Here is a 25470-nt window from a genome sequence, read left to right as displayed (position 1 = left end):
TCCTACGTGGCGGGGGCGCCGCCGAGGTAGAGCCGCCCGAGCCGGGGGTCGGCGGCCAGCTCGCGCGCGGGGCCGGAGATGTGCACCCGGCCGAGGTCGAGCACGCAGCCGACGTCGGCCATCTCCAGCGCCCTGCGCGCGTTCTGCTCGACCAGCAGCACCGCCACGCCGGTCCTGCGCATGAGGTCGATCTGGTCGAACACGGTCTGCGTGTTGCGCGGGTCCAGCCCCATGGACGGCTCGTCGAGCAGCACCACGGACGGCTGCAGCATGAGCGCGCGGGCGAACTCGACCTGCTTCTGCTGCCCGCCCGACAGCAGCCCGGCCATGCTCCCCCACCGCTCGGCCACGACGGGGAACAGCTCCTTGACCGCCGCGATCCGCGCGCCGAGCACGGCCTGGTCGCGCACGGTGTAGCCGCCGAGCCGCACGTTCTCGGCCACCGTCATCTCGCGGAACACGCTGTGCCCCTGCAGCACGTGGGCGAGCCCGCGGCCGAGCAGCCGCTGCGGCGACAGGCCCGTCACGTCCTGCCCGGCCAGCAGCACCCGGCCGGACCTGGGCGCGAGCAGGCCGCTGGCGACCTTGAGCGCGGTGGACTTGCCCGCGCCGTTCGGGCCGACGAGGCAGACGACCTCGCCCGCGCGGACGGTGACGGTCAGGCCGCGCAGCACCGGCGCGGCCCTGCCGTACCCGGCCTCGACGTCCTCCAGGGACAACAACGCGTCAGAAACGGGAACCTCAGACACCGAGATACGCCTCCAGCACCCGCGGGTCCTCCCGCACCAGCGCGGGCGGGCCCTCGGCGATGGGCGCGCCCCGGTCGAAGACGATCACGTGGTCGCACATGCCCATCACCATGTCCATGTTGTGCTCGACGACGAGGAAGGTGCGGCCCTCCGCGTTCAGGTCGCGTACGAGGCCCACGATGCGGTCGATCAGCGCCGGGTTGACGCCGCCCGCCGGCTCGTCCAGCAGCACCAGCTCGGGCTCGGCCATGAGGACGGCGGCCAGCTCCAGGAGCTTCTGCTGGCCGTAGGACAGGTCGCGGGCCTCGGCGTCCTCCAGGTGCTCGATGCCCATCCTGCGCAGCCAGTGGCGGGCCCGCTCGATCTCGCCCTTGTCGCGCAGCCCCGTCAGCAGCTCGCGCAGGCGGGTGCGGCGGACGGCGACCAGCATGTTCTCCAGCACGGTCAGGCGGGCGAAGACGCGGCAGAGCTGGAAGGTACGGCCGAGCCCCGCGTGCGCGATCCGGTGCGGCGCCAGGCCGGTGAGGTCGCGGTCGCGGTAGAGCACCCGCCCCGCGTCCGGTTTGATCATGCCGGTGACGAGGTTGAAGAACGTCGTCTTGCCGGAGCCGTTCGGCCCGATCAGCCCGTTGATCCGGCCCTCGCGCAGCGAGACGGTGGCGCCGTCCACGGCCAGCACGCCGCCGAACGACTTGGTCAGCCCCTCCGTGCGCAGCGAGGTCACGGGACCACCCCCTGGAGTCGCTGGCCGGCGCTCTCCTCGGGGATCGACGGCCCGGCACGCCTGCGGGTCAGCCCGGCCAGGATGCCGTCCGGCATGAACAGCACGACCAGCACGAGCACCAGGCCGGTCGCGGCCAGGTGGATCTGCGTCTCGCCCAGCGCGATCAGGAAGTACTCCCCCGCCGGGGCCACGATCAGCGCGCCGAGCAGCGGGCCGAACAGCTGCCGCACGCCGCCGAGCAGGCTCATCAGCACCATGTACGAGCCGATCAGGATGGAGAAGACGAAGATCGGGTCGAGGCTGCCGAACCAGAGGGCGTACAGCCCGCCGGCCAGCGCCACGAACAGGGCGGACAGGGCGAAGGCCGTCACCTTGTACGCCCCGGTGGGCACGCCGAGCGACTCCGCCTTGTCCTCGTCCTCCCTGATCGCCCGCAGGCCGGCGCCGAAGCGGGAGCGGGAGACGTACCACCAGGTCAGCAGCGCGAGCCCGAGCAGCGCCAAGAACAGGTGGAAGAACACGATGTGCGTCTGCCCCCGGTGCAGATCGGGGAAGGGCGTGGGCACCTGGAGCCCCGTGGAGCCGCCGGTCAGCGAGCGCCAGCCCTGCACGACGAGGTTCATCATCGACACGAGCGCGATCGAGACGATCACGAAGGACGCGCCGCGCACCCTGACGGCCGCGACGCCGACGCCCACGGCGAACACCGTGACCAGCAGGGCCGAGATCGCCAGGGCCGCGATCCACGGGACGCCGAGCCTGGTGACCAGCAGGCCGGTCCCGTACGCGCCGAGCCCGAAGAACGCCGAGTGGCCGAGCGAGACGTAGCCGGTGAAGCCGCCGAGCAGGTTCCAGGACGTGGCCATGGCGGCGTACATGACGGTGAGCGCGCCCGCGTACACCAGGTAGTAGTTGGGGACCAGCCACGGGTAGGCGATGGCCAGGACGGCGGCCAGCGGCAGGAGCCCTCTAGAAGCGATGCGCAAGCCGGCCTCCGAAGAACCCCTGGGGGCGCGCGAGCAGGGTCAGGAAGAGGAAGACGTAGAACATCATGGTCGCCCAGGTGGCGTCGACGGTGACCAGCACGACGCCCTCGACCAGGCCGAGCATGACGGCCGCGAGCGCCGCGCCGAGCACGCTGCCGAGCCCGCCGACCACGATGACGGCCATCAGCTTGCCGATCCACACCCAGTGCGAGGCGGGGAAGAACGGCGTGATCAGCGCCAGCACCGTGCCGCCCACGGCCGCGGTGGCCAGGCCCACGCCGAAGCCGTAGCCGGCGACCCGCTCGGTCTGGATGCCGACCAGCCTGGCCGCCTCCCGATGCTGGATCGTGGCCCGCAACGACCGCCCGAACCTGCTCTTGACCAGCACCGCGAAGAGCACCGCCAGGGTGAGCCCGGCCACGCAGAAAGCGATGATCTTGTCGTACGGCAGGTGCACGCCGCCGATCGTCAGCGACCTGGTCGCGTAGTCCATGCTGATCGACTTGTAGGACCCGGTGTAGAACGTCCCGAGCAGCCCCTCGATCATCAGCGCGATCCCGAACGTCAGCAGCACCGACATCATCGCCAGGTTCTCCGGCGCCAGCCGCGCGACGAGCAGCCGCTGCACCGCCACGCCGAGCCAGAAGAACAGCGGCACCAGCACCGGCAGCGCCAGGAACGGGTCCACCCCCAGCGTGCTGTGCACCGTGTACGTCAGGTACGCCGCCAGGAACAGGAACGCCGGATGCGCCACCATGACCACCCGCATCACCCCGAAGTACAGCGACAGCCCCGAGGCCAGCAGCGCGTAGAGCCCGCCGGTCAGCACGCCCAGGGCCAGCCCCTGCAGGAGCAGGCTCACCACGGCTTCTTCGGATAGACGATGCCGGCAGTCTTCGCCTGCTCGGGCAGCACGATCTCGACCTTGCCGTCGACGTACTGCTGGATCATGTGGGCCTGCTCGGGCCTGCCCTGGTCGTCGAAGGACAGCGGCCCCACGACGGTGTCGAACGTGGCCTGCCTGAGGTGCTCGGTCAGCTTGTCCTGGCACGCCTTGGCCGCGTCGGCGCACTTGGCCGCGGTCACCGCCGCCTCGACGACCTGGCCCACGGTGAAGCCGTTGGCGGCATCCTCGTTCGCGTCGCCGCCGAACATCTCCTTGTACCGCTTGACCAGCTCCGCGTTGCCGGTGAACGACGACGTGGCCGACCAGCCGACCGGCGAGATGATGTGCTCCGCCGCCCCCTTCACCGCGTCGGGGAACTCCGACAGCGTCGGCCCGGTCGAGAACGCCGCCAGCTTGGGCTGCACCTTCAGCTCCTGCAGCGCGCGCACCAGGCCCACGGAGTCCTCGAACTGCGTGCCGCCCACGATCAGGTCCGGCTCGGCGGCGGCGATCTTGGCGGCGATGGGCGAGAAGTCGGTGGTCTCCGGCGGGTACACCTCGTCCACGACGGTCTTGATCCCGGCCGCGACCAGCTTGTCGCGCAGCCCGTACGCGGTGCCCTGGGCGAACGGGTCGTCGAGGCTCGCGTACGCCGCCGTCTTCGGCCGCTTGTCCGCCGGCAGCTTGATGAGATAGTCGGCCAGGTAGTTGTAGTGGTCGGAGGCGATCGCGGGAGCCGCGTAGAACAACCGCTTGAAGCCCTGCTCGAAGACCTCCTTGGCGGCCCCGGCCGGCTCCACGAACAACATGTTGTACGACTCGGCCACCTTCGCCGCCGGGATCACCAGCCGTGAGGAGAACGGCCCGAAGACCAGGTTGACCTTGTCCTGCGTGATCAGGGACTCGTAGTCGGAGCTGACCCGGTTCGGGTCGGAGGCGTCGTCGCGGAAGATCAGCTCGACCTTCCTGCCGAGCAGGCCGCCCTTGGCGTTCACCCGGTCGGCCCACACCTGGTAGCCCTCCTGGATGCCCTTGCCGGGCTCGGAGAAGTCGCCCGTGAGCGGGAGGGAGATGCCGATCTTCACCGGCCCCTGCTGCTGCCCCGGCGAGGCCACGCCGGGTTCGTCGGTCTTCGCGCAGGCGGTGAGCCCCAGTGCGCATATCGAGATGATCGCCAGGCCGTTCAGAACCCTTGCCATCGAGGAGACCCCCGTCAGAAGAGGCGCCGCGAAAGCGCTTTCGTAAGCGCTTTCGGTTACGATTACACGGGATTCGGCCCCGTACAAGGGGGTTCTTATGGCAGAGCGATCTTCTCCACCCCCTTCTCCGGCTTCTCCGCCGCGGCTGATCGACGTCGCCAAGGCCGCCGGGGTCTCGCTGGCGACGGCCTCGCGGTCCATGACGGGCAGTTCGGGCGTGAGCGCCGAGGTCGCCGCGCATGTGCAGGCGATCGCCGCCCAGGTCGGCTACGTGCCCAACAGCCACGCGCGGGCGCTGGCCGGCGGGCAGGCGTCCATGGTGGGCCTGATCGTGCACGACGTCGGCGACCCCTACTTCGGCGAGATCGCCAGGGGCGTGCTGCGCGAGACGGAGAGCCGCGGCTACCTGGCGCTGATCAGCCAGACCGAGCGCGACCCGCGCGCCGAGCTGGCCAGGATCCGCGCGCTGCGCGCCCACCGGGTGACCTCCATCGTGCTGGCCGGCTCCGGCTACGTCGAGGCGCGCACCGAGGCCGACATCGCCGCCGAGGTCCGCTCGTTCATCGCGGCGGGCGGCCGGGCCGCCGTGATCGGCCGCCACCACCTCCCGGTGGACGCGGTGCTGCCCGACAACGCCGGCGGCGGCGTCACGCTCATGCGCCACCTCCTCGGCCTGGGCCACCGCCGCCTGGGCGTGCTGGGCGGCCCGGCCAACCTGACCACGGTGGAGGACCGGCTGGCCGGGCTGCGCGCGGCGTTCGGCGCGGCCGGGCTCGACTGGCGCTCGGTCCCCATCGAGCACGGGGACTTCACCAGGGAGGGCGGCGCGGCGGCGGCCGCCAGGCTGCTGCGCGCCCGTCCCGACCTGACGGCGGTGGTCGCACTGAACGACCCGATGGCCGTCGGCGCGCTGTCCTGGCTGCTGAACGACGGGCGCAAGGTGCCGGAGGAGATCTCGGTGGCCGGGTTCGACGACGTCCCGGTGGCGCGTGACGTCTATCCGGCGCTCACCACGATCAGGCTGCCCATGGTGGGCATGGGCAGGCAGGCACTCGAACTGGTGCTCAAGCCACCCGCCGCGCGCCCGCGCCGCCGCCGCACCCCGCATGAGCTGGTGGTCAGGGCCTCCACGGCCCCGCCACCCCCTTGACAGACCGCTTGACAGCGGCCCGCGCCGGGTTAGGATCCGCTCGAAGGTCACCGTAAGCGCTTGCGGCCGCCGCCACCCATCGATCCCCCTCGACGTTCTGGTGGTGAACAGGTATGCCCAAAACCCTCCGTTGCCTGCTCGTCGCGCTGCTGGCCGTCGCACTGTGCGGCCCGCAGGCGGTGGCGCTGGCGGAGCCGGCCCCCGTCGACGACCCCATCCCGGACGCCCCCACGCCGTCGGCCCTGACGCTGACGCTGGAGGAGTTCGCCTCGTTCCCGAAGACCGAGACGATCCCGCCGCCGGTGGACCAGCGGCTGGTCCGCTGGGCCAGGATCAACTACCTGGGCGAGCTGCCCGACGGCTCGCGCCGCCTGTTCGCCAACGACCTCAACGGCATCCTCTACCTGCTCGACAAGGGACAGCCCCACCCCTACCTCGACGTCGCCGCCGCCTTCGCGCCGGACTTCGTCTCGGGACGCGGCCTGGGCAGCGGGTTCGGCTTCGCCGCCTTCCATCCGGACTTCGGCAGGAACGGCCGGTTCTACACCGTGCACACCGAGTGGGGTGCGGCCCTCACCACGAAGACCCCCGACCTGCCGCCCCAGCCCGGCACCAGGTTCCACGGCGTGATCACCGAGTGGACCGCCGCCGACCCCAAGGCCGCCGTCTTCACCGGCACCCGCAGAGAGGTGCTGAGGCTCGGCTTCTCCGGCCAGATCCACGGCATCCAGCAGATCGACTTCAACCCGGCCGCGCGCCGCGGCGACGCGGACTACGGCCTGCTCTACGTCGCCGCGGGCGACGGCGGCCGGGGCGTGTCCAGCGACGACCCGCAGAACCTGGCGATCCCGCAGGGCAAGATCCTCAGGATCGACCCGCGCGGCACGAACGGCCCCGGCGGCAAGTACGGCATCCCCGCCGCCAACCCGTTCACCGGCACGCCCGGCGCGCTGGGCGAGATCTACGCCTACGGCATGCGCGACCCCCACCGCTTCAGCTGGGACCCGGGGGCCGGCAACCGGCTGTTCCTCGGCCACATCGGCGAGCACGCCATCGAGGCCGTCTACGACGTCGGCCCCGGCGACAACCTGGGCTGGAGCGAGCGCGAAGGCGCCTTCGTGTTCGACAAGGCCGACCGCTGCCACCTCTACACGCTGCCCGAGGACGACGCCCGGTTCGGCTACACCTACCCGGTGGCCGCCTACGACCACGACCCGCCGCCGGGCCTCCCGTGCACCGCCGACAGCGGCCACGCCATCGCCGGCGGCTTCGTCTACCGGGGCGCCAGGCTGCCCGCGCTGCGCGGCGCCTACCTGTTCGGCGACATCGTGGACGGTCAGGTGTTCTTCACCGTCGCCGCCGAGATGAACGAGCGCTCGGGCCGCCTGGCCACCATCCACCGCCCGCGGCTGGTGGACACGGCCGGCCGCCAGGTCACCATGCGGGACCTGGCCGGGGACAGCCGGGTGGACCTGCGCTTCGGCCGGGACGGCGCGGGCGAGCTCTACCTGCTCTCCAAGGCCAACGGCCGGATCTGGAAGGTCACGAAGGCCGCGTGGAGCCCGCCCGGCGTGCTGCCGAGCCTGCGCTCCGGTGTGGTGGCCGCGTACGACTTCGAGCATCCGCTGCCCGCCGACCCGGCCCAGGAGCAGGACCAGGGCGCGTCGGGCACGACCATCTCCCTGGTCAACGGCGGGGCCGCGATGCGCGTGGCCGACCGCGCGTACAAGGGCAGCACGTACGCGCTCCAGACCGGGCAGGTCACGCCCGGCACGACGGGCAACGACGACTGGAAGGCCGGCGTGTACGGCGCGGACGGCGTACCGAGCCTGCGCGCGTTCAACGGCGTCAAGGGCGTCACCATCATGGGCTGGTTCAAGATGCTCGGCGAAGGCCCGGCACTCAACTCCAACACCGCCGACCCGGCCGACCGTTACAACGCGATCGGCCTGGCCGGCCTGCTCAGCGGCGACTCACAGGGCCACGACGTCCGGGCGCTGCTCGAGCTCATCACGGTGAACGGCGAGCTGCGCGCGGTGGCGCTGGCCAGGCGGACGGACGGGAGTGCGTCCCAGACCTTCGCCGCGAACCTGCCCTGGCAGCAGGTGCTCCCCAGGGACGAGTGGGTCTTCCTCACCGCGACGTACGACTTCGACGACGCGACGATGAGACTGTTCAGGAACGGCAGGCCGCTCGACGGGACCTACACGGTCCCCGGCGACCCGTGGGGCGTCGAGGGGGACCCCGAGCCCGACGTCACCTCGGCGACCGACCCGCGCGGCATCAAGATCGGCGGCAGCTTCCCGCAGAACACGAGAGAGCAGAACCCCTGCGACTGCCGCATGGACGGCCTGATGTTCCTGGACCGGATCGCGACCCCTGGCGAGGTCAGGGCCCAGTACGAGCTGGCGCGCCTGCGCTAGCCGACCACCTGCATCTTCTTGGTCCGGTGGTCGGTCAGGTGCAGGTCCCCGCCGAGCCGCTCCTTGAGCAGGTCGAGCACCTTCCTGCTGGACAGGACCGTCCAGAGGCTGCCGACCAGGTGCGGGTTGTACTCGGGGGCCGCGTCCATCCAGGCGTCCTTGCCGGCCTGGTTCTTGAACGTGGTCACGAAGAACTCACCGTCGGGCGTCTTGCAGTACCCGGTGCGAATCTCGGTGGCGTTGACCTGCATGCGCGGCGCGCAGCCCACCTTGGCGGAGAGCTGCTCGACGGTGAGGGGCGCGGCGTTGGCCTGCGGGTTCTTGCCTGCTGCGACATAGCCGCCCCCGCTCCCTGAGGAGCAGGCGGCGACCAGCCCGGCCAGCAGCGCGAAAGCGGCCAGACGTGGAAGTGTCGTCATGTGCGGAGGTACGCAGCGCCGGCCACCCCGGTTCAGCGCGGTGCCGTAGCCATCTGAGACGTCCTGTGGTCGGTCAGGTGCAGGTCGCCGTTGAGCCGCTCCTGGATCGCCTTGAGCACCTTGAGCGGGCCCAGGACCGTCCACTGAGGGCCGACCAGGTGCGGGTTGTACTCAGGCGCCCGGTCCATCCACTCGTCCTTGAGCGCCTCTGTGGCGAAGGTGTTGACGAAGAACTCGCCGTCCGAGGTCTTGCAGTACCCGGTACGCAGTTCCGTGGCCTGAACCTGCATCTTCGGTTTGCAGCCGACCAGGGTCGAGAGCTGTTCGACGGTGAGCGGTTTGGCGTTCGTCTGGTCCTTGCCCGCTGCGACGTAGTCGCCCCAGCCTGCGGACGAGCAGGCGGCGACCAGCCCGGCCAGCAGCGCGAGAGCGGCCAGACGTGGAAATGTCGTCATGTGCGGAGGTACGCAGGACTATCGACCCCGGTTCAGCCCCGTGTCCATCAATCAGCGCAGAATCACGCAGCCGCGCTCGCGCAGCCACCGCAGCACCTCCGGATCGCCGTCGAGCTTGTTCCAGCGCAGGTCGAGCTTCTCCAGCGGCGGCAGGCGCGCGGGCAGCTCACGGAGCCGGTTGTTGCGCAGGTCGAGCTGCCGCAGCCCGGCGGGCAGCGTCTCCGGCAGCTCGCGCAGCACGTTGTTGCGCAGGTCGAGCACGCGCAGCTCGCCCAGCTCCGCGATCGAGGCGGGCAGCCGGGACAGCCGGTTGCCCTGCGCGTGCAGCTCACGCAGCCGGGCCAGACCGCCGGTCGACTCGGGCAGCGACTCCAGCCGGTTGCCGTAGAGGCGCAGCTCCACCAGCCCCGCCATCGCGCCGATCGTCTCCGGCAGGCGGGTGAGCCGGTTGTCGGTCAGGTTGAGGTAGGCCAGCCGGTCGAGCCGCCCGATCGACGCGGGGACCTCGGTGAACAGGTTGTCGCTCAGATAGAGGTAGTCGGTCAGGCCGAGGTCGCCGAGCTCGGGCGGGATCGCCGTGAGCCGGTTGTGGCCCAGGTCGAGCATGCGGAGCCGGGTCAGCTCCCCGATGGCCGCGGGGATCTCGGTGAGCGTGTTCTCGGCCAGGTTGAGCGACTCCAGGGCGGTCGACTTCCACAGCGCGGCGGGCACCTCGCTCAGCGCGTTCCCGCCGGCCGCGAGGTGCTTCAGCCGGGGGCCGAAGCCGCCGGAGAGCACAGCCAGGCGGTTGCCGTACACGAAGAGCGTCTCCAGGCTCGGCGGGAGGGCCGGCAGGGCGGTGAGCTCGTTCGCGTCGAGGTGCAGCGCGCGCAGCGCGGTCAGCCCCGAGAGGCCGGGCAGCGCGCGCAGGCGGTTGCCGTCGAGCCTGAGCTCCTCCAGCGCGGCGAGCCCGGCCACCCAGGAGGGCACCTCGGTGAGGTCGTTCCAGGCCAGGTCGATGAGCCGGACGTCGGCGGGCACGGCGGGGAAGGCGGTCAGACCCGCCGCGGGAGCGCGCATGCCGCCGATCATCCCATGTCAGTGCGAGGCGGCACGCAGCTCGAAGAGCTCGGACGGGGAGATGGGCATGCGGTCGATCTCGATGCCCTCCGCGTCCTCCAGGGCCGAGGCGATCACCGCGGAGACGGGGATCACCCCCGCCTCCCCCGCGCCCTTGATGCCGAGGGGGTTGAGCGGGGAGGGCGTCTCCAGGTGGGCGGTCTCGATGTGCGGGATCTCGGTGGCGTAGGGCATGAGGAAGTCCATGAAGGAGGCGTTCACGAGCTGGCCATGCGGGTCGTACACCATGCGCTCGTAGAGGGCGCCGCCGATGCCCTGCGCCACCCCGCCGTGGATCTGGCCTTCGACGATCATGGGGTTGATCAGCCGGCCGCAGTCGTGCACGACGGCGTACCGCACCACCTTGATCTCGGCGGTGTCCGGATCGGTCTCGACGATCGCCGCGTGCATCCCCGACGCGAACGTGGCCCTGATCGGCGAGTAGTAGTCACGCCCCTCCAGCCCCGGCTCCTCGCCCTCGGCGACCGGCGGCCGGTCGGGGTCGGCGGTGCCGGCGAACTGGGTGGCCTTGGCCGTCTCCTCGTCGAAGGCGTAGCGCAGGGGGTTGGCCAGCACCGCGACCGTGGACAGCGGGATCGCGGCGGACGGCGTGCCGGCCACGTGCACCATCCCGTCGGCGATCTCCAGGTCGGCCGGGTCCGCCTCCAGCGCCTCCGCCGCGATGCGCAGCGCCTTCTCGCGTACTTTCCTGCAGGCCAGCGCGATGGCGTTGCCGCTGACGACGGCCGCCCTGGAGGCGAACGTGCCGACCGCGTAGCCGAACCTGCGGGTGTCGCCGGTGACCACGCTGATCCGCTCGACGGGCACGCCCAGCTCCGTGGCGGCGATCTGGGCGAACACGGTCTCGTGCCCCTGCCCCTGCGAGGTGAGCCCGGTGGACACGTGCACCCGGCCGTCGGAGGTGATCTGCACGTGCCCGCCTTCGTACGGCCCCACGCCGGTGCCCTCGACGTAGCACCCGATGCCGATCCCCCTGCCGGGCCGCCGCTCGTGCTCATCCCAGCCGATCAGCTCCTTGACCATGCGCAGCATCTCGGGGTAGTCGCCGCTGTCGTAGATCAGCGGCCGCCCGTCCTGGAACGTCATCCCCTGGTCGTAGGGGAACTCCTCCGGCCCGATGAAGTTGACCTCGCGCACGGCCGTCCGGTCCTTGCCCAGGTATCGGGCGATCTTGTCCATCGTCCGTTCCATGCAGAACACGCCCTGTGGCCTCCCCGCCCCCCGGTACGGCGTGACCTGCACGGTGTTGGTGTAGACGGCGGTGAACTCGACGCGATAGGCCCCGATCTTGTACGGCCCGAGCAGCTGCGTGGAGGTCACGATGGGGACGATGATCCCGTACGGCGTGTAGGCCCCGTGGTCGTGCAGGATCGTCACGTCCAGCCCCAGCACCCGCCCGTCGTCGTCGAAGCCCACCCGGACGTGCTGCACCTGCGCCCGCTCGTGCGCCGAGGAGATGAAGTGCTCGCGGCGGTCCTCGGCCCATTTGACCTCGCGCCCGAGCGTCATGGCCGCCCACGGGACGAGCACCTCCTCCGGCCACGGATGCACGATCTTCACCCCGAACCCGCCGCCCACGTCGGGCGCGATCACCTCGACCTGCGGCAGCGGCAGCCCCAGCGCGGCGGCGACGGCCATCCGGACGCTGGTCGAGGTCTGGGTGCTGGAGTAGACGCGCAGGTCGCGGCCGTCCCAGCGCGCGTAGACGCCGCGTCCTTCCAGCGGCATGCTGGCGCTGCGCTCGATGTCCAGCCGGAAGGCGAGGGTGTGCGGCGCGGTCTCGACGGCCTCCCGCGCGCCGCGCCCGTCGGCCGCCGCGACCTCCTGGACGAGGTGCGCGCCGACGTTCCCCGGCACGTCCTCGTGCACGAGCTGCGCGCCCTGGACGGCCTCCGCCAGGCCGACGACCGGCTTCAGCGGCTCGTAGTCGACCTCGATGAGCGCGCAGGCGTCCTCGGCCAGGTACCTGTCGGCGGCCACGACCATGACCACCGGCTCGCCGACGTGCCTGACGACCTCTCTGGCCAGCGGGTAGGCGGTGCGCCCATGGGTGAGCGCGGGATGCGGGATGAGCAGCGGGAGCGCCCGGCCCGCCCGCTCGGGCAGGTCCTCCCAGGTGTAGATGGCGACGAGCCCCGGCACGTCCAGCGCGGGCGTCACGTCGATGTCGCGGATGCGGGCGTGCGCGTGCGGCGAGCGCACGAACGCCGCCGCCAGCGCGTCCTGCCCGAGGTCGTCGAGGAAGCGCCCCTGCCCGGTGAGCAGCCGCGGATCCTCCCGCCGCGCCACGGGCTCCCCGAACAGCTTCGTCGTCACGTCGCCTCCCCCGGCAGCTTCGTCGTCATGCCCGCTCCCCCCGGCCGCTCGGTCGTCATGCTTCCTCCGCCAGCAGCTCGGCGGCCCGGTGGACGGCCTTGACGATGTTCTGGTAGCCGGTGCAGCGGCACAGGTTGCCCGAGATCCCTTCGAGCACCTCCTCGTGCGTCGGCACCGGGTTCTCCCGCAGCAGCGCGGTCACCGTGCAGAGGAACCCGGGCGTGCAGAACCCGCACTGCAGCCCATGGCACTCGGCGAAGGCCCGCTGCACGGCCGACATCCGCTCCCCGTCGGCCAGCCCCTCCACGGTGGTGATCTCGCGCTCGTCCACGGTCACCGCGAACGTCAGGCACGAGCGCACCGGCTGCCCGTCGAGCAGCACCGTGCAGCAGCCGCAGACGCCGTGCTCGCAGCCCACGTGGGTGCCGGTCAGCCCCAGGTCGTGGCGCAGGCAGTCGGACAGCAGCCGCCGGGCGGGCACGCGTACGCGCCTGACCGTGCCGTTCACGACGAGCGTGATCTCATGCTCCACGGGCCGCCGCCCCCTCTCTCGCCGCGTTGCGCAGCGCCCGCTCGGCGAGCACCCCCACCAGGTGCGCGCGGTAGGCGGCCGAGGCGTGGACGTCGCCTTCCGGCTCGCTCCGCGCACGGACGATCCCGGCGGGAAAGGCCCAGTCGGCGGCCTCCGCCGGCACCCGCCCGCACACCTCGCCCACGTCCACGACGAGCGGCACCGGACCGACGCCGACGCAGGCCACCCTGGCGGACTCCACCCGGCCGTCCTCGTCCAGCGCGACCACCGCGCAGACGCCGGCCAGCGCGTAGTCGCCGTGCCGCCTGGCCACCTCCTCGAACGCCACCCCGGTCCGGGGGCCCAGCGCCGGGAAGAACGCCGACACGGCCAGCTCGCCCGGCCCGGCCGCGGACTCCATCGGCCCGGTGAAGAAGTCGCGCGCCGCCACCTCACGCTCTGCCCGCGCGGACCCGTCCCAGCGGGCGAGGCGGACGTGGCCGTCCAGGACGGCCAGCACGGCGGGCAGCTCGGCCGCCGGGTCGGCGTGCACGAGGCTGCCCACCACCGTCCCCCTGTTGCGGATCACCGGGTGCGCGACCAGCCGCAGCGCCCGCGCGAGCAGCGGGTGCGCGCCCGAGCGCTCCGCCTGCGCGTGCCTGACCAGCGCGCCGACCTCGACCCCGCCCCGCGTCACGGTGATCGATTCCAGGGCGGCGATCCGGTTGATGTCGACCAGGTGCTCGGGGGCCGCCAGCCGCATGTTCAGCATGGGGATCAGGCTCTGCCCGCCGGCCAGCACCTTCCCGCGCACCTCCGCGAGCGTCCGCAGCGCCGCGCCGACGTCGCGCGGAGCGTGGTACTCGAACGGCGGCGGCTTCACCCGGCGTCGCTCCCCGACGGCCCGGGAGGCCCGGAAGTCGCGGCCGGCTCCAGCGTGCGGCCGGCGATGGCGCGCAGCAGGTGGTAGCCGCCCAGCACGACGATGGTGCCGAGCGCGATGCCTTCGAGGCTGAAGTCGCCCCCGATGATGTGCTGTACAGGTCCGATGGCGAGGATGATTCCCGCCCCGATCGGAACCATGTTGACCGGGTCGGCGAAGTTCACCCGGTTCTCGATCCAGATCTTCGCGCCGAGCAGGCCGATCATGCCGTACAGGATGACGGTGACGCCGCCGAGCACGCCACCCGGCGTCGCGGCGACCAGCGCCCCGAACTTGGGGCACAGCCCGAACAGGATCGCGATGACCCCGGCGATGTAGTAGGCGGCCGTGGAGTAGACCTTGGTGGCCGCCATGACGCCGATGTTCTCCGCGTACGTGGTCGTGGGCGAGCCGCCGACCGCGCTGGTGACCACGGTGCCGACGCCGTCGGCCAGCACGGCGCGGCCCACGTACGGGTCCACGTCGGTCCCGGTCATCTCGCCGACCGCCTTGACGTGCCCGATGTTCTCCGCGATGAGCGCGATGACCGCGGGCAGCACCAGCAGCACGGCCGAGGTCTTGAAGTCGGGGGCGTGGAAGCTCGGCAGCCCGAACCAGGGCGCCGAGGCCACCGCGTCGAAGTTCACCCGGTCGTGCGGGAAGGCCGTGGCCACGCAGTACGTGCCCTCCGCCGGGCAGGCGGCTCCCGCGGCGTCGCGCAGGTTGGCGCCGGGCAGCACCGAGGTGATCTGCCCCGCCGCCCGGTCCAGCACCCAGGACAGCACGAACCCGGTCACCAGCCCGACCAGCACCCCGATCCGCCCGATGAACCCCTTGAACAGCACGATCACCACGAACGTCACCAGCATCGTGACGAGCGCGACCCAGTGGTCCTGCGGCCAGTAGACGTCCGCCACCACGAACGCCAGCCCGAAGCCGATCAGCATCACCACCGCGCCGGTGACCACGGGCGGGAAGATGCGGTGGATGATCTGCACGCCGAGGAAGTGGATGGCCAGCCCGGCCAGCGCCAGCACGAACCCGGCGACCAGGATGGAGCCGGTCACGAGCGCGTCCGCGTTCGCGACGTCGCCGCCGGCCGCGGCCCTGATGGCGAACACTCCGCCCACGAAGGACGCGCTGGTGCCCAGGTAGCTGGGCACCTTGCCCTTGACGATCAGCAGGAACATGATCGTCGCGATGCCGGACATCATCACCGCGACGTTCGGGTCGAGCCCCATGACCAGCGGGAAGACGAACGTCGCGCCGAACATCGCGATCACGTGCTGCGCCCCGAACCCCACCATGCGGGGCCAGGTCAGCCTCTCGTCGGGTCTGACCACCTCACCGGGGGCCAGATGCTTGCCGTCACCGTGTTTGGTCCATCCCACAACCATGAGAGCCCCTCTTGTACTGGGCCTTGCACCGGACCGGCGGCTCGTTCCGTTGCGGGCACATTAGGCCAGCCGGCACGCTCCTACACGGGCATGATCTGCCAAATCTGCCCGCCCGACCAGAGGAACCCTCGCGCACATGAGGTCAGCCCTCTTGTGATGCCTCCTCGCGGCGGCGGCCCGCCCGCAGCAGGTGGTAGCCCAGCAGCAGGACGATCGTGCCGAGGGCGATCCCGCTCAGCGCGAACGTGCCGGTGATCGGGAACGCGACGGGCCCGATGGCGCAGATGATGCCCGCCCCGGTGGGCAGCAGGTTGACCGGGTCGGACAGGTTGACCCGGTTCTCGATCCAGATCTTGGCGCCGAGCAGGCCGATCATGCCGTACAGGATGGTCGTCACCCCGCCGAGCACGCCGTCGGGGGTGGCGGCGATCAGCGCCCCGAACTTGGGGCACAGCCCGAACAGGATCGCGATGACCCCGGCGATGTAGTAGGCGGCGGTCGAGTAGACCCTGGTGGCCGCCATGACGCCGATGTTCTCCGCGTACGTGGTCGTGGCCGATCCGCCGACCGACGTCGCCACCACGGTCCCGACCCCGTCGGCCAGCACCGCGCGCCCCATGTAGGCGTCCACGTCCGCGCCGGTCATCTCGCCGACGGCCTTGACGTGCCCGACGTTCTCCGCGATGAGCGCGATCACCACGGGCAGCACCAGCACGATGGCCGACACCTCGAAGACGGGCCCGTGCAGGCTCGGCAGCCCGATCCAGTCGGCGGTGGCGACCCCCTCCAGGTTGACCCGGAAGTGCTCGGTCACGTTGCCCGCGGCGTCGGGCGCGAGGATCTTGCCGCCCACGAGGTCCCACACCCACGACAGCACGAACCCGAAGACCAGGCCCAGCAGCACGCCGATCCGCCCGAGGAAGCCGCGGAACAGCCCGATGAACACGAACGTCGCCGCCATCGTCAGCAGCGCCACCCACGGGTCCTTCGGCCAGTAGACGTCCGCCGCCACGTAGGCCATCCCGAACCCGATCAGCATCACCACGCCGCCGGTGACGATGGGCGGGAAGATCCGGTGGATGATCTGCACGCCCAGCCGGTGGATGACGAACCCGCACACGGCCAGCACGACGCCGACGGCGAGCAGCGCCCCCGTCACGGTCGCGTCGCCGCCCCCCGCCGCCCTGATCGCCGTGACGGCGCCCACGAAGGACGCGCTCGACCCCACGTAGCTGGGGATCTTCCCCTTCACGATCAGCAGGAAGAGGATCGTCGCGACGCCGGACATCATCACGGCGAGGTTCGCGTCCAGCCCCATGACAAGGGGGAAGACGAACGTCGCGCCGAACATCGCGATCACGTGCTGCGCCCCGAACCCCACCATCCTGGGCCAGCTCAGCCGCTCGTCCGGCTTGACCACCTCACCGGGCGCCAGGCGCTTCCCATCGCCGTGCAACTTCCACCCGAACGCCACGAACCACCTCGATCTCCCCGCCTGACCAGCGGGTATGTTCCCCATCAGATGTCGGAGAGCACAATAAGGGGTGGCGGCCTGCTCCAGTGCGGCGGGCGGCGCTCAGCCGGGGCGCGTCACTCCACCCGGATCGAGAAGCCGTCGCCGCTGACGACCTGGCCCGAGCGGATCTTGGCCCGCTTCCGCAGCTCCACCTCCCCGTCCACCAGGACCATGCCCTCGGCGACGAGGTGCTTGGCCATCCCCCCTGTCTCAGTGATCCCGCAATATTTCAGCAGGTCGCACAGCGGGATGTACTCGGAGCGCAGTTCGAAATCCACGAGTCCAAAGCCTAGATGCCCCGCATGCGCAGCACGTGCAGGGCCAGGGTCAGGTTGAGGCGAAGATGCGGGTCGTCGGTGAAGTTCCCGAGCATGCGCTCCAGCTTCCCGATGCGGTAGCGCAGCGTGTTGTAGTGGAAGTGCAGCCGCCTGGCCGTCTCGGCGACGTTCAGGTTGGTCTCCAGGAGCACCTGGAGCGTGCGCCTGAGGTCGGCGTTCTCGGCGTCGTCGTCGGAGGCCAGCGGGCCCAGCGTCTCCCGTACGAACGCGTGCAGCTCGTCGGTGTCGTTGACCAGGGACAGCAGCCGGTAGACCCCGAGCTGGTCGAAGTGGGCCACCGCGCCGGGGCCGTGCAGCTGCCGCCCGACCCTGGCCGCCTTCAGCGCCTGCGAGTACGCCTCGGGCAGCGTCTCCGCCCCCGGGCTCGGCCGGGACGTCCCGGTCGAGAACGTCGCGGGCGGCACGTCCGCGAACCCCGACGCCGCGTCCTTGGCCAGCCTCGTCGCGTCGATGGCGGCGTCCACCACGGCCACCACCTCGTGCGAGAACCCGGCCACCGCCCCGCGCGGGTCGTGCCGCCGCATCGCCGCGGTCCAGCACGCCACCAGCCGGTCCTGCGCGCTGCGCTCGTCCACGTCCGGGTCGAGCTCGGCCACCAGCACCGTCACCGGCCGTGCCAGGTCCCAGCCGAACGCCCTGGCCCTGGTCGTCACCCGCTCGGCCGTGCCGGCCCGGCCGGTGAGCACGTCGCGCAGGAAGTCGGCCCGGTATTTGCTCTCGACGGCGTTGACCGCCTCCTGCCGCGTGATCACGAGCGCGGCGACGGTGGCGGCGCGTTCGAGGATGCCGACGTCGCTGTCCCTGATGGCCCCCACCGGGCTGTAGGCGACGATCCGGCCGTGATGGTGCCCGCCGGCCACCACGGGCACCGACGCGAACGCCCGCGCCCGCACCCCGGCGGGCGTACGGGCCGGTGACGTCGGCGGGCCCTCGCGGGAGATCGACTTGCGCAGCACGGCGACGTGATCGGCGGCCCCGGCGGCGGCCAGCACCTGGCCGGAGCCGTCCACGGCCGCGACCGACACGTCGAGCAGTTGCGCCACCTCGGCGGTGACCTCGTCCAGCCCGCCTCCGGCCAGCACCACCTGGACCAGCGCCCGGTGCGCCTCCTCCGCGCGGGCCAGCACGGCGGCCTGCCGGTTCAGGATGTCGGTGAGCACCTGGTTGAGGATGTCGTCGAAGCCGACGTCGTTCGGCAGCAGGATGAGCGGGAAGCCGAGCCGGTCGGCCTGCTCCACCATCTCGTCGGGCAGCTCGTCCACGTACCGGCCGAGCTTGATCGCCAGCGCGGCGAGCCCGCGCTCGTCCAGGTCGGCCACCAGCCGGCCGAGCGACTGCGGCGTGTTGCGCAGCGGGTAGCCGGTGGTCAGCAGCAGCTCGTGCGGCTTGACCCAGGCCAGAATGTCGGGGACCTCCATGACGTTGAGCCGTTGCACGATGCGGCCCAGCCCGCTCTCCCCTGCGATCAGCCTGGCATCCGCGAGGGTCGAGACGCCGAGGACCTCTCCTACGGACACGCCGTGGATGATCGTTCCGGTGCTGGCGAGACGGACGGGGGGCTCCATGGGGAAAGTGTGACCCCAGAAGCCGTCTGTCAGGAAGAGCCAACCTTCTCGCTGACTGTTGGCAAATTTACCCGTACGGAGGGTTCCCGGCCCGTTCTACGGTCAGGTCCAACGTCGGATGGGAGGTCCAGTGACCGTCAGTACTCATGCGCGGCGTGCCCGGATCCATGTCACGGGCGCCGCCAGCACGGCGGTCCGTCCCGTACTGGAGTCGTCCCGCCGCCCCGCCCGCGTGCTCGCCGCCTTCCCCGCGGGGGTGTACCTGGAGGTCAGGACCGAGCTGGAGCCGTCGGTGATCGCCATCATCACGGGCACGGCCACCAGGCTGCCCAACTCCGTGCTGCTGGCCGGCCCGCTGCCGCACGTCACGGTGGGTGACGACGCCACGGTGGGCGACCGCGTCATCGACCTGGGCCCGCTGAGCCTGAGCGTGCGCCGCTGGTGGGATCCGGCCCCGCCGCTGGGCCGGATCGACCGGGCCCGCCTCGAACACGCCGCCACCCGTCTCGGCGATCCGCCGGGTCCTGGGCTGGTGGGCAACGGCGCCGTCGAGATGCTCGCGGACAGTTGCGCCAGGGGCTGGCTGCTCGGCGCTGTGACGGCGGCGGAGCAGCTCGTCGGCCTGGGCCCCGGGCTCACGCCGAGCGGCGACGACGTCCTGGCCGGGCTGCTGGTGACGCTGCGGCACCTGGGCGCGGCGGCGGGCGCGGATCGGGCGGTGTGGCTGGCCGACTGGCTGGCGGCGACCGTCACGTTCGACGCGCGCACGCGGACGACTCCCCTGTCGGCCACGCTCCTGCACTGCGCGGCCAGGGGCGAGGCCAGCCCCGAGGTGATCGCGGTGCTGCGCGGCATCACCGGCCGGCAGGCGCTCGAACCCGCCCTGCGCCGCCTGCACCGCCTCGGCCACACCTCCGGCGCCGACCTCGCCCAGGGCGTCGCCATCGGCCTGGGCGCGGTCCTGTCCCTGAGCAGGCCCGAATGAGCGGGGAGCTGGTGCTGGTACGCAAGGGCGCGTACTACGACTCGGTCACCCTCATGCGGGTCAGCCGCGCGCTGACCGAGCTGCCCGGCGTGGCCGCCGCGATGGTCGCCATGGCCACCGAGCTCAACGTCGCCGTCATCAGGGACCTGGGTTTCACCGTCCCCGAGGCCGGCCCGAGCGACCTGCTGATCGCCCTGCGGGCCGCCGACCCGGACGCGGCCGTCGCGGAGGCGGACCGGCGGCTGACCGGGTTCCAGCCGCAGGAGACCGCGGCGGAGCAGCCGCCGCTGACCACCTTCTCGGCCGCCAGGACCCCGGCCGACCTGGTCCTGGTCTCGGTCCCCGGCGAGCACGCCTTCGCCGAGGCGCTGGACGCGATCCAGGCGGGCCTGCCCGTCATGATCTTCAGCGACGGCGTCTCCGTGGCGCGGGAGCGGCGGCTGAAGGAGCTGGCCGAGGAGAAGGACGTCCTGGTGATGGGGCCCGACTGCGGCACGGCGGTGATCGGCGGCGTGGGCCTCGGCTTCGCGAACGTCCTCACTCCCGGCCCCGTCGGCGTGGTGGCCGCGTCGGGGACCGGCGCCCAGCAGGTCACCTGCCTGCTCGACTGGGCGGGCACGGGCGTCAGCCACGTGCTCGGCGTGGGCGGCAGGGACCTGTCGGCCGAGGTCGGCGGCCTGTCCACGCTGCGCGCCCTGCGCCTGCTCGACGAGGACCCGGCCACGGAGCTGATCGTGCTCGTCTCCAAGCCGCCCTCCCCCGAGGTGGCGCGGATGGTGCGGGAGGCCGAGGAGCGGCTGCGTACGCCGGTGGTGCGGGCGCTGCTGAACGAAGGGACGGATCTCACCGCGGCCACGGAGGAGGCGCTGCGCGTCCTGGGCAGGCCGGTGCCCGAGTGGCCGTCCTGGCCCGCCTGGAGCGGCAGGACCGCGCCGCACAAGACGATCAAGGGCGTGTACTCCGGCGGCACGCTCAGCGCGGAAGCAGCCCAGATCGCCGGGCAGGGCGACTTCGTGGACTACGGGGACGACGCCTACACCGACGGCAGGGCGCATCCGATGATCGACCCGACGCTGCGTGTGGAGGCGCTCGCCCGGGCCAGGGACACGGACGTGGTGCTCATGGACGTCGTGCTCGGCCACGGCGCCGACCCCGACCCCGCCGCCTCGCTCGCGCACGCGGTCGCCCGTACGCCCGCGACCGTCGTGGTCGCCCTCATCGGCACCGAGGGCGACCCCCAGGACCTGCACCGCCAGGCCGCCGCCTTCCGCGAGGCCGGCGCGGCCGTCTTCACCTCCAACGCCCAGGCCGCACGGCACGCCAGGAGCCTGCTTTGACCCCGAACTCTCCGCTGCTGGCCGCCGGGCCGCGCGTCATCACCGTCGGCGCGAGCCTGCTCGACGAGGCGCTCAGGGCGCAGGCCGTGCCGACGACGCCGGTGTCCTGGCGGCCGCCGCTCCCCGGCACCGCCGATGCCCTGGCCACGGTCCTCGCCGACCCGCGCAGGCAGGCCGCGGACGAGCTGGCCGTGCGCCGGCTGACCTCCGCGCGGCCGCACCTGGTCGGGGTGCGGCGGGCCTCCGAGGTGCTGGCGGACGGGATGTTCCTGCACGCGGGCCCGCCCATCGAGTGGGAGCGCGCGTCGGGCCCGATGCGCGGCGCGCTGATCGGCGCGATGCTGCTGGAGGGCCTGGCGGGCGACGAGCGGGCGGCGGAGCGCGAGCTGGCGGCGGGCGCGATCGCGTGGCGGCCCTGCCACGAGCACGGGGCCGTGGGGCCGATGGCGGGCGTGGTGAGCCCGTCGATGTGGCTGTTCGAGGTGCGCGACGACGAGCACGGCGGCACCGCGTACTGCTCGCTGAACGAGGGGCTGGGCAAGGTCCTCAGGTACGGCGCGTACGGGCCGGAGGTGCTGGAGCGGCTGCGCTGGATGGACGAGGTGCTGGGGCCGGCGCTGGCGGCGACGCTGGAGCGTACGGGGCCGATCGACCTGCGGGCGCTGATGGCGCAGGCGCTGCAGATGGGCGACGAGCTGCACAACCGCAACCGGGCCGCCACCTCGCTGCTGCTGCGCGAGCTGGCCCCGGCCGTGGTCGAGGCCGCGCCGGGAGCCGCCGCGCAGGTGCTGCGCTTCATCAACGGCAACGACCACTTCTTCCTGAACGCCGGCATGGCCGCGGCCAAGGTGAGCACCGACGCCGCCCGCGACATCCCCGGCTCCTCCATGGTCGTCGCCATGGCCAGGAACGGCACCGACTTCGGCGTGCAGGTGTCGGGGCTGGGCGGGCGCTGGTTCACCGGTCCCGCGGGCGTGCCCGACGGGCTCTACCTCGGCACGTACGGCCCCGGGGACGCCAATCCGGACATCGGCGATTCGACGATCACCGAGACCTCAGGGCTGGGCGGGTTCGCGATGGCGGCGGCGCCGGCCATCGTGCGGTTCGTCGGCGGCGAGGTGGCCGACGCCGTGCGCGCCACCCGTTCCATGTACGAGATCACGCTCGCCGAGCATCCGGCCTACCAGATTCCCGGGCTCGGCTTCCGCGGCACGCCGGTTGGGATCGACATCACACTTGTGGCTCGGACAGGTGTACTGCCCGTGGTCAACACCGGCATCGCGGGCCGCCTCCCCGGAACGGGACAGGTCGGTGCGGGCCTGGTCAAACCCCCCGCCGAGGCGTTCGTCAGCGCTTTGCTGGCTCTCGCCGACGCCGTTAGTGATCCATTTGAATTGCAACATATCCGCACGTCAGGGCCATTGTAAGCGGGTACCAACTTCCATTACGGATTTCGCGCCGATATCGTATCGAACCTCATAATCTCGAAGTAGTACGTGACGGATGAGGCGGATGGGGGCGGGATCATGGCAGCCGACCGCTTGCTCAGCGGGTCCGGCCCGGAGGGTGGTGCCCCGAGCGGCGCGCCGCAGAGCCTGGGTCGCCTGATAGGCAGGCGCTACCGCCTGATGTCGCCGGTCGGCAGGGGCGGCATGGGCATGGTGTGGCACGCCCACGACGTCCTGCTCGACCGGGACGTGGCGGTCAAGGAGCTGATCCTGCCCTACGGGCTCGATCACGCGGGCAAGCAGGTGGCGCACCGGCGCATGCTGCGCGAGGCCAGGTCGGCCGCGCGGCTGACGCATCCCGGCATCGTGACCGTGCACGACGTGGTCGAGGAGGACGGCCGCCCCTGGATCGTGATGGAGCTGGTCCGCGCGTGGTCGCTGGAGCAGGCCGTACGCCAGAGCGGGCCGCTGCCGGTGATCCAGGCGGCCGAGATCGGCATCCGGGTGCTCGACGCGGTGCGTCACGCGCACGCCGCCGGGATCCTGCACCGCGACATCAAGCCCGGCAACGTGCTGCTGACCTCGGACCGGGTGGTGCTGACCGACTTCGGCATCGCGGCCATCGAGGGCGACGTGAACATCACGCAGACCGGGCTGCTCATGGGATCGCCGGCGTACATCCCGCCGGAGCGCCTGTCCGGGCAGGCGATCACGCAGGCGGCCGATCTGTGGTCGTTCGGCGCGACGCTGTACGCCGCCGTCGAGGGGCGGCCGCCGTACGAGGGGCCCGATCCCGTCGCGGTGCTCGGCTCCGTGCTCACCCAGGAGCCGATCACGCCGCAGCGGGCCGGCGCGCTCATGCCGGTCATCGAAGGGCTGCTGCGCAAGAACCCGGCCGAGCGGCTCACCTCGACCCAGGTCATCGACATGCTGGAGGCGGTGCTGCGGGCGCACGGCTCCGCCCGTCCGCGCGCCCCCGAGACGCTGCCCAGCCAGGCCAACCCGACGCCGGCCGGGCTGCTGCCGCCGCTGGACACCCCGTCGGGGCCGATGCCCTCACGGATCGTGGAGACGCCCTCGGGGCCGGTACGCGTGCCGTACGACCCGATGACCAGCCCTTCCGGCGGTTACTCGATGCCGTACGACGGCCTGACCAGCCCGTCGGGCAGCCATCGGACCGACCAGCTGGCGCAGCCCTCGGGCGGTTTCGACGCGTTCGGCGGCCCGTCGGGACCCCAGGCCATGCCGCCGCACGGCGGACCGTCGGGCGCGCACCCGCTGAGCAGCCCATCGGGCGGGCACTCCCTGGGCGGCCCGTCGGGCGGGCATTCTTTGGGCGGCCCGTCGGGCGGGCACTTTGTGGGTGGGCCGTCCGGCGAGCACGCCCTGGGCGGGCCTCCTTTGGGCGGGCCGTCGGGCGGGCATTCGCTCGGGAGCCCTTCGGGCCCTCATGCCCAGCCGCCGTTCGGGGCCCCTCCGGGGCCGCGCAGGATCGCGAACGACTCCGACGACGACCTGGACTCCCCCACCGGCCCGCGCCCCCAGCCGATCCTGCCGCTCACCAGCGACAGCCGCACGTCCTCCGCCGCCACCCCGTGGCCGCTGGCCTCCGCCGACGACCTGCGCGACCAGTCGCGCGACCTGGCGCAGGACATCGGGCACAACCGCCTGCTCTCACTGCCCGACGCGGGACCGCGCACGGGCAAGAGCCGGCGCAGGCCGGAGGAGGACGACGGCTTCTGGGGCCGCAGCAAGCGCCCCGCGCCACTCATGATCATCAGCGTCGTCGTGGCGGTCGCCGTCGTCGTGGGCGCCGTCGCGATCATCCTCTCGGGCGGCTCGCCCCAGGTGGTGCAGACCAGCGCCCCGCTGCCCGCCGGCAGCACCGCGGCCCCCGAGCGGACCGAGGCGGGCGCCGTGCCCGACGGCTACAAGGAGCACACGCCCACCGGGTTCGCCGCCGCCGTGCCCGCGGACTGGCGGCTGGCCGCCTCGGGCGACAAGGCCACGTTCAACGGCCCCAAGGACTCCGGCATGCGGATCGTGGTGGAGCCCGCCACGTCGCAGCCCGATGGCGGGCTGTCCGAGCTGGGCAAGCAGGAGGCCGCGGGCGGCGTGGAAGGCTACATCCAGGTGCAGCTCCAGGCCGCGACCTACCGCAACTGGCAGGCCGCCGACTGGGAGTACACCTACACGACGGCCAACGGCGTCCCGATGCACGCGCTGACCCGGTACGTCACGATCGACGACAAGTCCGCGTACAAGATCACGTTCGACCTGCCCGAGCTCAAGTGGGACGACCAGGCCGACACCCGCACGGTCTTCCTGGACACCTTCCGCCACACGGCGTGACCCCGTAGCACGTTTTGCACCAACCGTTCCAAAACGTGCTACGGTCGTGGCATGGCACGACCGCGGAAGTTCGAGGAGCACAGGGCGATCGAGTCGGCCATGCGCGCGTTCTGGGCCGCGGGCTACGAAGCCACCTCGACCCAGGACCTGTGTGAGGCCACCGGCCTGGGCCGCAGCAGCATCTACAACACCTTCACCAGCAAGCGCGACCTGTTCCGGCAGGCCCTGCTCCATTACACCGGCGAGCGCAACGCCTCGCTCGCCGAGCTGATGGACGGCGACCTCCCGGTCAGGGACAAGGTCCGCACGGTCCTGTGGTGGGCGGTCGATCCCGAGCCCGGCGACCCGGCCGGCTGCCTGGTGGTCAACTCGATGGTCGAGCTGGCGCCCCACGACACCGAGATCGCCGAGCTGCTCCGCCGCGACAACGACAAGCGGCTGCGGGTGATGCGGGAGGCGTTCGAGGCCGCCCGTTCGCGCGGCGAGCTGGACGCGGCGCAGGACCCGCAGACCCTGGCGCACTTCGTCTTCGCCACGGTCAGCGGCCTGCGCGTGGCCGCACGCGGCGGCCACGACCGCACCGCGCTGGAGTCGATCGCGCGAACCGCGCTGAGCGTGTTCTGACTTTTTCACGCTCTCGTTTTGAACTGATCAATCTAAAATTGGAGGAGTC

Annotated in this window: 22 protein-coding genes; 7 read left to right on the top strand and 15 right to left on the bottom strand. The window is 72.0% G+C overall.

Features of this window, described 5'->3' with window-relative positions; all coding sequences use genetic code 11:
• Window positions 1-2: 2 nt before the first annotated feature.
• From ABEA43_RS09160 to ABEA43_RS09140, 5 genes are read right to left on the bottom strand one after another with little or no spacing between them, the layout of a single operon-like run.
• Window positions 3-749 (bottom strand): ABC transporter ATP-binding protein, encoded by a 747-nt coding sequence (locus ABEA43_RS09160; RefSeq protein WP_345560213.1) that lies wholly within the window; start codon window positions 747-749, stop codon window positions 3-5.
• Window positions 742-1473, bottom strand: coding sequence for an ABC transporter ATP-binding protein (locus ABEA43_RS09155; RefSeq protein ID WP_345560211.1), 732 nt, complete (start codon window positions 1471-1473; stop codon window positions 742-744). Before ABEA43_RS09155 ends, ABEA43_RS09160 begins: the two co-directional genes overlap by 8 nt.
• A complete protein-coding gene (locus tag ABEA43_RS09150) occupies window positions 1470-2459 on the bottom strand; it encodes a branched-chain amino acid ABC transporter permease (protein ID WP_345560209.1) in 990 nt (329 codons plus the stop codon). Before ABEA43_RS09150 ends, ABEA43_RS09155 begins: the two co-directional genes overlap by 4 nt.
• Window positions 2443-3321, bottom strand: a complete 879-nt coding sequence (locus ABEA43_RS09145) for a branched-chain amino acid ABC transporter permease (RefSeq protein ID WP_345560207.1) — start codon at window positions 3319-3321, stop codon at window positions 2443-2445. The genes ABEA43_RS09150 and ABEA43_RS09145 overlap by 17 nt, the downstream gene beginning before the upstream one ends.
• Window positions 3318-4544 carry an amino acid ABC transporter substrate-binding protein gene (locus tag ABEA43_RS09140; protein WP_345560206.1) on the bottom strand — a complete coding sequence of 409 codons (1227 nt, stop codon included), beginning with the start codon at window positions 4542-4544 and terminating at the stop codon, window positions 3318-3320. The genes ABEA43_RS09145 and ABEA43_RS09140 overlap by 4 nt, the downstream gene beginning before the upstream one ends.
• 97 nt (window positions 4545-4641) lie before the next feature.
• Here ABEA43_RS09140 and ABEA43_RS09135 point away from each other — a divergent pair, with 97 nt between their 5' ends.
• Entirely contained in the window at window positions 4642-5694 is a 1053-nt protein-coding gene (locus ABEA43_RS09135; protein WP_345560205.1) for a LacI family DNA-binding transcriptional regulator, read from the top strand.
• A 113-nt stretch (window positions 5695-5807) separates the two neighbouring features.
• Window positions 5808-8117: a PQQ-dependent sugar dehydrogenase gene (locus ABEA43_RS09130; protein WP_345560203.1), complete on the top strand. Its 2310-nt coding sequence runs from the start codon at window positions 5808-5810 to the stop codon at window positions 8115-8117.
• Here the strand turns inward: ABEA43_RS09130 and ABEA43_RS09125 are convergent.
• From ABEA43_RS09125 to ABEA43_RS09080, 10 genes are all read right to left on the bottom strand, one after another.
• Window positions 8114-8536 carry a hypothetical protein gene (locus tag ABEA43_RS09125; RefSeq protein WP_345560201.1) on the bottom strand — a complete coding sequence of 141 codons (423 nt, stop codon included), beginning with the start codon at window positions 8534-8536 and terminating at the stop codon, window positions 8114-8116. The genes ABEA43_RS09130 and ABEA43_RS09125 overlap by 4 nt on opposite strands.
• Window positions 8537-8568: 32 nt before the next feature.
• Window positions 8569-8991 carry a hypothetical protein gene (locus ABEA43_RS09120; RefSeq protein ID WP_345560199.1) on the bottom strand — a complete coding sequence of 141 codons (423 nt, stop codon included), beginning with the start codon at window positions 8989-8991 and terminating at the stop codon, window positions 8569-8571.
• Between the two features lie 51 nt (window positions 8992-9042).
• Window positions 9043-10050 (bottom strand): leucine-rich repeat domain-containing protein, encoded by a 1008-nt coding sequence (locus ABEA43_RS09115; protein WP_345560197.1) that lies wholly within the window; start codon window positions 10048-10050, stop codon window positions 9043-9045.
• An 18-nt stretch (window positions 10051-10068) separates the two neighbouring features.
• A complete protein-coding gene (gene cutA, locus ABEA43_RS09110) occupies window positions 10069-12426 on the bottom strand; it encodes an aerobic carbon-monoxide dehydrogenase large subunit (protein ID WP_345560195.1) in 2358 nt (785 codons plus the stop codon).
• Window positions 12427-12481: 55 nt separating this feature from the next.
• The gene (locus ABEA43_RS09105; protein ID WP_345560193.1) at window positions 12482-12958 is read right to left on the bottom strand and encodes a (2Fe-2S)-binding protein; all 477 of its coding nucleotides are present in this window, start codon (window positions 12956-12958) and stop codon (window positions 12482-12484) included.
• Window positions 12948-13820 (bottom strand): FAD binding domain-containing protein, encoded by an 873-nt coding sequence (locus ABEA43_RS09100; RefSeq protein ID WP_345560192.1) that lies wholly within the window; start codon window positions 13818-13820, stop codon window positions 12948-12950. The genes ABEA43_RS09105 and ABEA43_RS09100 overlap by 11 nt, the downstream gene beginning before the upstream one ends.
• Window positions 13817-15256, bottom strand: coding sequence for a uracil-xanthine permease family protein (locus tag ABEA43_RS09095; RefSeq protein ID WP_345560191.1), 1440 nt, complete (start codon window positions 15254-15256; stop codon window positions 13817-13819). The genes ABEA43_RS09100 and ABEA43_RS09095 overlap by 4 nt, the downstream gene beginning before the upstream one ends.
• Window positions 15257-15398: 142 nt before the next feature.
• Entirely contained in the window at window positions 15399-16730 is a 1332-nt protein-coding gene (locus ABEA43_RS09090; RefSeq protein WP_345560188.1) for a uracil-xanthine permease family protein, read from the bottom strand.
• A gap of 116 nt (window positions 16731-16846) precedes the next feature.
• Window positions 16847-17050 carry an RNA-binding S4 domain-containing protein gene (locus ABEA43_RS09085; protein ID WP_345560186.1) on the bottom strand — a complete coding sequence of 68 codons (204 nt, stop codon included), beginning with the start codon at window positions 17048-17050 and terminating at the stop codon, window positions 16847-16849.
• An 11-nt stretch (window positions 17051-17061) separates the two neighbouring features.
• Entirely contained in the window at window positions 17062-18675 is a 1614-nt protein-coding gene (locus tag ABEA43_RS09080) for a PucR family transcriptional regulator (protein WP_345560184.1), read from the bottom strand.
• A 130-nt stretch (window positions 18676-18805) separates the two neighbouring features.
• On the opposite strand from ABEA43_RS09080, the gene ABEA43_RS09075 reads away from it, so the two are divergent.
• From ABEA43_RS09075 to ABEA43_RS09055, 5 genes are all read left to right on the top strand, one after another.
• Window positions 18806-19660 (top strand): oxamate carbamoyltransferase subunit AllH family protein, encoded by an 855-nt coding sequence (locus ABEA43_RS09075; RefSeq protein ID WP_345560182.1) that lies wholly within the window; start codon window positions 18806-18808, stop codon window positions 19658-19660.
• The gene (locus ABEA43_RS09070) at window positions 19657-20997 is read left to right on the top strand and encodes an AllF/FdrA family protein (RefSeq protein WP_345560181.1); all 1341 of its coding nucleotides are present in this window, start codon (window positions 19657-19659) and stop codon (window positions 20995-20997) included. Before ABEA43_RS09075 ends, ABEA43_RS09070 begins: the two co-directional genes overlap by 4 nt.
• Window positions 20994-22424 (top strand): YlbE family protein, encoded by a 1431-nt coding sequence (locus ABEA43_RS09065; protein WP_345560180.1) that lies wholly within the window; start codon window positions 20994-20996, stop codon window positions 22422-22424. Before ABEA43_RS09070 ends, ABEA43_RS09065 begins: the two co-directional genes overlap by 4 nt.
• Window positions 22425-22523: 99 nt before the next feature.
• Entirely contained in the window at window positions 22524-24797 is a 2274-nt protein-coding gene (locus ABEA43_RS09060; RefSeq protein WP_345560179.1) for a serine/threonine-protein kinase, read from the top strand.
• Window positions 24798-24848: 51 nt separating this feature from the next.
• The gene (locus ABEA43_RS09055; RefSeq protein WP_345560178.1) at window positions 24849-25421 is read left to right on the top strand and encodes a TetR/AcrR family transcriptional regulator; all 573 of its coding nucleotides are present in this window, start codon (window positions 24849-24851) and stop codon (window positions 25419-25421) included.
• The last annotated feature ends 49 nt before the right edge of the window (window positions 25422-25470 follow it).

Source organism: Nonomuraea rosea (genome assembly GCF_039539705.1).
GTDB lineage: Bacteria > Actinomycetota > Actinomycetes > Streptosporangiales > Streptosporangiaceae > Nonomuraea > Nonomuraea rosea.
This window is presented reverse-complemented; position numbering and strand designations above follow the sequence as displayed.